The sequence below is a fragment of the Pseudomonas sp. GCM10022186 genome (assembly GCF_042656385.1).
Classification (GTDB): Bacteria; Pseudomonadota; Gammaproteobacteria; order Pseudomonadales; family Pseudomonadaceae; genus Metapseudomonas.
The window spans coordinates 1-5,908 of record NZ_JBHSOU010000034.1 but is presented as its reverse complement, the minus strand read 5'-3'; the positions used below and the strand labels follow the sequence as shown (position 1 = coordinate 5,908).

Sequence of the window (5,908 nt, the reverse complement as noted above, 5' to 3'; positions counted from 1 at the left end):
CAGAAGCAGAAGTACCTGCCCAAGCTGGCCAGCGGCGAGTGGATCGGCTGCTTCGGCCTGACCGAGCCGAACCACGGTTCCGACCCGGGCTCGATGATCACCCGTGCGAAGAAGGTCGACGGCGGCTACCGCCTGACCGGCGCCAAGATGTGGATCACCAACAGCCCGATCGCCGATGTCTTCGTGGTCTGGGCCAAGGATGATGCCGGCGAGATCCGCGGCTTCATTCTCGAGAAGGGCTGGCAGGGCCTGTCCGCGCCGGTCATCCACGGCAAGGTCGGCCTGCGTGCCTCGATCACCGGCGAGATCGTGATGGACAACGTGTTCGTCCCGGAAGAAAACGCCTTCCCCGAGGTGCGCGGCCTGCGCGGCCCCTTCACCTGCCTGAACTCCGCCCGCTACGGCATTTCCTGGGGCGCCCTGGGCGCCGCCGAGGCCTGCTGGCACACCGCGCGCCAGTACGTGCTGGACCGCCAGCAGTTCGGCCGTCCGCTGGCCGCCAACCAACTGATCCAGAAGAAGCTGGCCGACATGCAGACCGAGATCACCCTGGCCCTGCAAGGCTGCCTGCGCCTGGGCCGGATGAAGGACGAAGGCACCGCGGCGGTGGAAATCACCTCGATCATGAAGCGCAACTCCTGCGGCAAGGCCCTGGATATCGCCCGCCTGGCCCGCGACATGCTGGGCGGCAACGGCATTTCCGACGAGTTCGGCGTGGCCCGCCACCTGGTCAACCTGGAAGTGGTGAACACCTACGAAGGGACCCACGACGTCCACGCGCTGATCCTCGGTCGCGCCCAGACCGGTATCCAGGCGTTCTTTTGAGCCTGCCGCAATTCGCCATTACAGCTGGTGCGCTGTGCGCACCGACCCCGAGCCCTGTAGGGTGGATAGCGCTTTTCTATCCACCAGTGAAGCCGGGCAAGACGCCGATGGTGGAAATCCCGGAAGGGATTTCCACCCTACAGACTGCGCCGTCGGTGGCGTATGAGTTCGCCATTAAAGCTGGTGCGCGCGGCGCACCCTACGGGCGAAAGGCTCAACCGTAGGGTGCGCTGTGTGCACCGACCGTGGCGGATCAGGACCGGCGCGTGGCCAGCAGCTCCAGCGCCACGTCGACGATCATGTCCTCCTGGCCGCCGACCAGGATTTCGAGGGTCTTCAGCCGGTACTTGGCCGCCGCCACTTCGCCATGGCCTTCCTCTTCGAATCAGCCCTCTGAAAGCAGGCCTACGAAAAGCCTGTGGCCTAGGCTTTAACACAGGCGCAACCGCTGAACAGCAAATCTCCATGGGTGAACCTGCAAGCAACCTCACCAAGAACAAAACCGCTTTTGGGGAGAAAGGTCATGTTCCATGCAAATCGTCGATTCAGTCGCTTCCTGGCAGCTGCCATCACCGCAGCGACCCTCGCAACTCCGGCCCTCGCGCTGGAAACCGTCAAGGTCATGGCCCCCGGCTCGCCTGGCGGTGGCTACGACCAGACCGCCCGGGTCCTGGGCAAGGCGATGATGGAGGCCAAGGCGGCCGAAGCCGTCACTTATGAGAACAAGGGCGGCGCCGGCGGAACCCTGGGGTTGGCCCAGTTCGCCAATAGCACCAAGGGTGACCAGAATGCCCTGATCGTCGTAGGCGCCATCATGGTCGCCGCGGTGGAGCAGAACAAACCACCGATCACCATGGCCAACGTGACGCCGATCGCGATGCTGTTCACCGAGTACAACGTGATCGCAGTGCAGAAGGACGCCCCGTACAAGACCCTGGATGACCTGCTCAAAGAGTTCAAGGCCAACCCCACCAGCGTCAAATGGGGAGGCGGTTCCAAGGGATCGGTGGACCACATCGGCATCGCGGAACTGGCTGGCAAGCTGAACGTTCCCGTCAACCAGGTGAACTACATTGCCTCCGGTGGCGGCGGTGAAGTGGTCTCCGCGGTCCTGGGTGGGCACATCACGGCCATCACGGGGGGATACGCCGAGCTGTCCCAGTACATCAAGTCAGGTCAGCTCCGGGTGCTCGCGATCGGTTCGCCTGAGCGTATTCCCGCGCTCGATGCTCCGACCCTGAAGGAGCAGGGCGTGGACATGGTCATCGGTAACTGGCGGGGTGTCTATGGCGCCGCCAACCTGACGCCGGAGCAGCGCAAGGAACTGACCGATGCGGTCCTGGCCGCCACCAAGACGAAGGTCTGGCAGGACAACGTCCAGGCCAACGCCTGGTCGCCCAGCATTGTCACGGGTGATGACTTCGCCAAGTTCGTCGAGGACGAGCATGCCCGCCTGCGTGAAATGCTGGTCAAGGTAGGACTGCTCTGACATGGCCCGCTCTCCGGGAATGGTGCCGGCCCATCTGGCGGTCAGCGTCAGTGTCATCGCCATCGGGGCAATCCTGGCGTTTGGAGCCTCCCGTTTCCCGGTGGAGACGGGATTCACCATCCTCGGCGCCTACGTCTACCCCTACGCCGTTGCCATCTTCCTGGGGGGCATGGGCGTGCTGTTGAGCAGGCAGGCATTGACGGGGGGATTTCGCGGGCTGGCAGACGGCGAGGAACCTGTCGAAGTGCTGGTGGGCGGCAAGGCCGGGGCTGCCTGGATAACCGCTGGGCTGATCGGCATTGCCCTGCTCATCACCCACATCGGCTTCGTCCTGTCGGCCGCGCTGCTTTTCACCTGCGCGGCGCGTGGCTTCGGCAGCCGTCATCCGCTTCGCGACCTGGCCATCGGCATCGCCCTGGCACTGCCGGTCTATTGGCTGTTTACCGCCGGGCTGGGGGTTTCCCTGCCGCGCCTCGTCAATGCCTGGCTCTGAGCTGGTTCGGGAGGTACATGTAGTGGACATTCTTTCGAGCCTGGCGACAGGCTTCGCCGCTGCGCTGGCGCCGGTCAATCTCATGTGGGGATTCGTCGGCTGCCTGCTGGGTACCGCGATCGGTGTGCTGCCGGGGATAGGGCCGGCACTGACGGTGGCGCTGCTGCTGCCGATCACCGCCAAGGTGGACCCTACCGGTGCCCTGATCATGTTCGCCGGTATCTACTACGGCGCCCAGTTCGGCGGCTCCACCACCTCCATCCTGCTCAATACGCCGGGCGAGTCGTCTTCCATGGTCACCGCCCTGGAGGGCAACCTGATGGCGCGCAATGGCCGGGCGGGCCCGGCCTTGGCAACGGCTGCCATTGGCTCCTTCGTGGCCGGGACCATCGCCACGGTGCTGCTGACCCTGTTCGCGCCCACGGTGGCGAACCTGGCGTTGAGGTTCGGTCCCGCCGAGTACTTCGCCATCCTGGTGCTGGCGTTCACCACGGTATCCGCGATCCTCGGCGCGTCCATGTTGCGTGGGTTCGTCTCGCTGGGGATGGGAATGGCCGTGGGGCTGATCGGGATGGACTCCATCTCCGGCATCGCCCGCTACACCCTCGGGGTTCCCGAGCTGGTCGACGGTATCGAGGTCGTTCTGGTGGCGGTCGGCCTGTTCGCGGTCGGCGAGGCGCTGTATGGCGTGCTGTACCAGAAGGAGGAAAAGGGCGACCGCAATCGTCTGACGTCCTTGTGGATGACCGGTTCGGACTGGAAGCGCTCGATACCCGCCTGGCTGAGGGGGACCTTCATCGGTTTTCCGTTCGGCACCATCCCGGCAGGGGGCGCCGAGATTCCCACCTTCCTGTCCTATTCCGCAGAACGCAAGCTCAGCCGCTACCCCAACGAGTTTTCCGCCGGGAAGGGGCAGGGGGCGATCGAGGGGGTCGCCGGGCCCGAAGCGGCCAACAATGCCAGCGCAACGGGGTCGCTGGTGCCGTTGCTGACCCTGGGCATCCCGACCTCCGCGACGGCGGCGATCCTGCTGGCCGCCTTCCAGAACTACAACCTGCAGCCGGGGCCACTGCTCTTCCAGACCTCGGGAGACCTGGTCTGGACGCTGGTGGCTTCGCTGTTCGTCGGCAACGCGATCCTCCTCGTGCTCAACCTCCCGCTGGTCGGCATCTGGGTCAAGCTCCTGAAAATCCCTCGCCCATACCTCAATGCCGGGATCCTGGTGTTCGCCAGCATCGGGGTATACGGGATGCGGCAATCCTCCTTCGACCTGCTGCTCATGCTGGCCATCGGCTGGGTCGGGGTATTGATGCGACGCCTCGATTTCCCCGTTGCCCCGGTAATAGTAGGGATGCTGTTGGGGCCCATGGCGGAGAAGCAATTGCGCAACGCCCTGTCCATCAGCCAAGGGGACTGGTCGGTTTTCGTGACCCACCCCATCTCTGCCGGTGTATTCGCGCTGACATTGATGGTTCTGCTGGTTCCGCATCTGCTGCATGCCCGCGGTGTGCGCTTGCATGAGGATGACTGAACGGCGGTGATCCATTACGCCTCCGGGCACCGACACCGGTTCAGGTGCGTTGCCGCCTTCGGCATCCGATACCGGCGAGATCGTGATGGACAACGTCTTCGTCCCGGAAGAGAACGCCTTCCCCGACGTACGAGGGCTGCATGGCCCCTTCACCTGCCTGATCTCCGCCCGCTACGGCATCACCCGGGGCGCCGGCATCCAGGCGTTCTTCTGAGCCTGAGCCTTTCCGGGCGCAAGGAAGCGGCAGGCCCGCACTATCGTACGGGGCCTGCCGCGAGTAGCAGCAAAAGGAGCAGTATCCGGCCGGCAGCGGCGCCGGCCGATGAAGACGTCACGCGTGCTGGGTGAAGCCGACCTGTCCTGGTTTGCGGTTCGGCGCAAAGCCGTTCCTGGCCAGGGTTTCGTCGGCGTCCTTGTAGAAGGTGCCGATCTTGTAGATCTTGCGCGCTTCCTCGCCGTTGGCTACCTCACGGCCGAACTCGCGGGAGATGCGCACCAACTGCTCGATCTGTTCGATGGTGGTCATCTTGGCGGTCTGGCGCTGGTTCCAGATGTTGTCCTCGATGCCGCAGCGGACGTGGAGACCCAGAGCGATCGCCATCATGTTCAGCGGCAGCACGTTGCGCATGCTGGTCTCGAAGGTCAGCACGGAACCGTCCGGGCAGGCCCGCACGAAGTTGGCCATGTCATAGGGATTCGGCGAGTCGAAGCCGCCGCCGATGGCCACCCAGGTGAGAATCAGCGGCACGTTGCACACGCCGCGGCGCATCATGCGCTCCACGGTATTGAGCTGGGTGATGTTGGCCAGCTGGAAGTGGGTCTGGATGCCCTTGGCCGAAAGGCGGCGAATGTGCTCCTCGACCCAGGCCGGGCCTGCCGGAATGGTCATTTCCTGGTAGGCCCTGAGCATCACCGGGTCTTCCAGCGAGGTGCCGCGGATGTCGGCGGCGGTCATCTGCTCGCAAACGTTCATCTGGTTGGTGTTGATGGCGATGGTGACCTGGTCCGGGGTCGGCGTCAGTTCGGCCAGCATGTGGCGGGTGTCGTCGGATAGCCACTTGGCGACGTCGCCCTCGTTTTCCGGAGCGAAGGAGATCGATCCGCCGACCTGGAGAACCATTCCCGGGCAGGCTTCGCGGATACCGGCCAGCAGTTCGTTGAACTTGGACAGGCGCTTGGAACCCTTGCCGTCCTCCTCACGTACGTGAACGTGCAGCACAGTGGCGCCGGCGTTGTAGCAGTCCACGGCTTTCTGGATCTGCGCCTCCATGCTCACCGGGATGTCTTCCGGGAAGTCTGCCGGCATCCACTCCGGACCATAGGGGGCAGCGGTGATGACCAGCTTTTCCATGTTTTCGACAAACAGGGAACCATCGATGAAGTTCATGAGTTACTCCTGGGATCGGCAGTGCAGTGATTGTTGTGAGGTTCGGAGAGATCAGAAGGGCTTGTCGCCGACGATGGCCGCGCGTTCCATCTTGCGGACGCAGGGCGGGTAATCCATCACGGCGTAGTGCTGGGTGGAGCGGTTGTCCCAGATCGCTACGCTGTTGGGCTTCCAGCGCCAGCG

General features: G+C 64.2%; 6 protein-coding genes and 2 pseudogenes. 5 read left to right on the top strand and 3 right to left on the bottom strand.

The window, feature by feature from the left end:
- On the top strand, positions 1 to 825 hold an 825-nt coding region (locus tag ACFPU0_RS14615; RefSeq protein WP_377693813.1), incomplete at its 5' end, for an acyl-CoA dehydrogenase family protein.
- A gap of 253 nt (positions 826 to 1,078) precedes the next feature.
- On the opposite strand, the pseudogene ACFPU0_RS14610 reads toward ACFPU0_RS14615, so the two are convergent.
- A pseudogene (locus ACFPU0_RS14610) lies at positions 1,079 to 1,195 on the bottom strand (4-hydroxy-2-oxovalerate aldolase); the annotation flags it as partial.
- Between the two features lie 153 nt (positions 1,196 to 1,348).
- Here ACFPU0_RS14610 and ACFPU0_RS14605 point away from each other — a divergent pair.
- The 4 genes and pseudogenes from ACFPU0_RS14605 to ACFPU0_RS14590 form a co-directional block, all read left to right on the top strand.
- The gene (locus tag ACFPU0_RS14605; RefSeq protein ID WP_377693812.1) at positions 1,349 to 2,314 is read left to right on the top strand and encodes a tripartite tricarboxylate transporter substrate binding protein; all 966 of its coding nucleotides are present in this window, start codon (positions 1,349 to 1,351) and stop codon (positions 2,312 to 2,314) included.
- Between the two features lies 1 nt (position 2,315).
- Positions 2,316 to 2,807: a tripartite tricarboxylate transporter TctB family protein gene (locus tag ACFPU0_RS14600; protein ID WP_377693811.1), complete on the top strand. Its 492-nt coding sequence runs from the start codon at positions 2,316 to 2,318 to the stop codon at positions 2,805 to 2,807.
- Positions 2,808 to 2,829: 22 nt separating this feature from the next.
- The gene (locus tag ACFPU0_RS14595; RefSeq protein WP_377693809.1) at positions 2,830 to 4,338 is read left to right on the top strand and encodes a tripartite tricarboxylate transporter permease; all 1,509 of its coding nucleotides are present in this window, start codon (positions 2,830 to 2,832) and stop codon (positions 4,336 to 4,338) included.
- Between the two features lie 61 nt (positions 4,339 to 4,399).
- Positions 4,400 to 4,531 (top strand): annotated as a pseudogene (locus tag ACFPU0_RS14590) (acyl-CoA dehydrogenase); the annotation flags it as partial.
- 138 nt (positions 4,532 to 4,669) lie between these two features.
- Here ACFPU0_RS14590 and ACFPU0_RS14585 read toward each other — a convergent pair.
- Both ACFPU0_RS14585 and ACFPU0_RS14580 read right to left on the bottom strand, forming a co-directional pair.
- On the bottom strand, positions 4,670 to 5,725 hold the full coding sequence (locus tag ACFPU0_RS14585) for a 3-keto-5-aminohexanoate cleavage protein (protein ID WP_377693807.1): 1,056 nt from the start codon (positions 5,723 to 5,725) through the stop codon (positions 4,670 to 4,672).
- Between the two features lie 51 nt (positions 5,726 to 5,776).
- Positions 5,777 to 5,908: TauD/TfdA family dioxygenase (locus tag ACFPU0_RS14580; RefSeq protein ID WP_377693818.1), on the bottom strand; the 132-nt coding region annotated here is incomplete at its 5' end.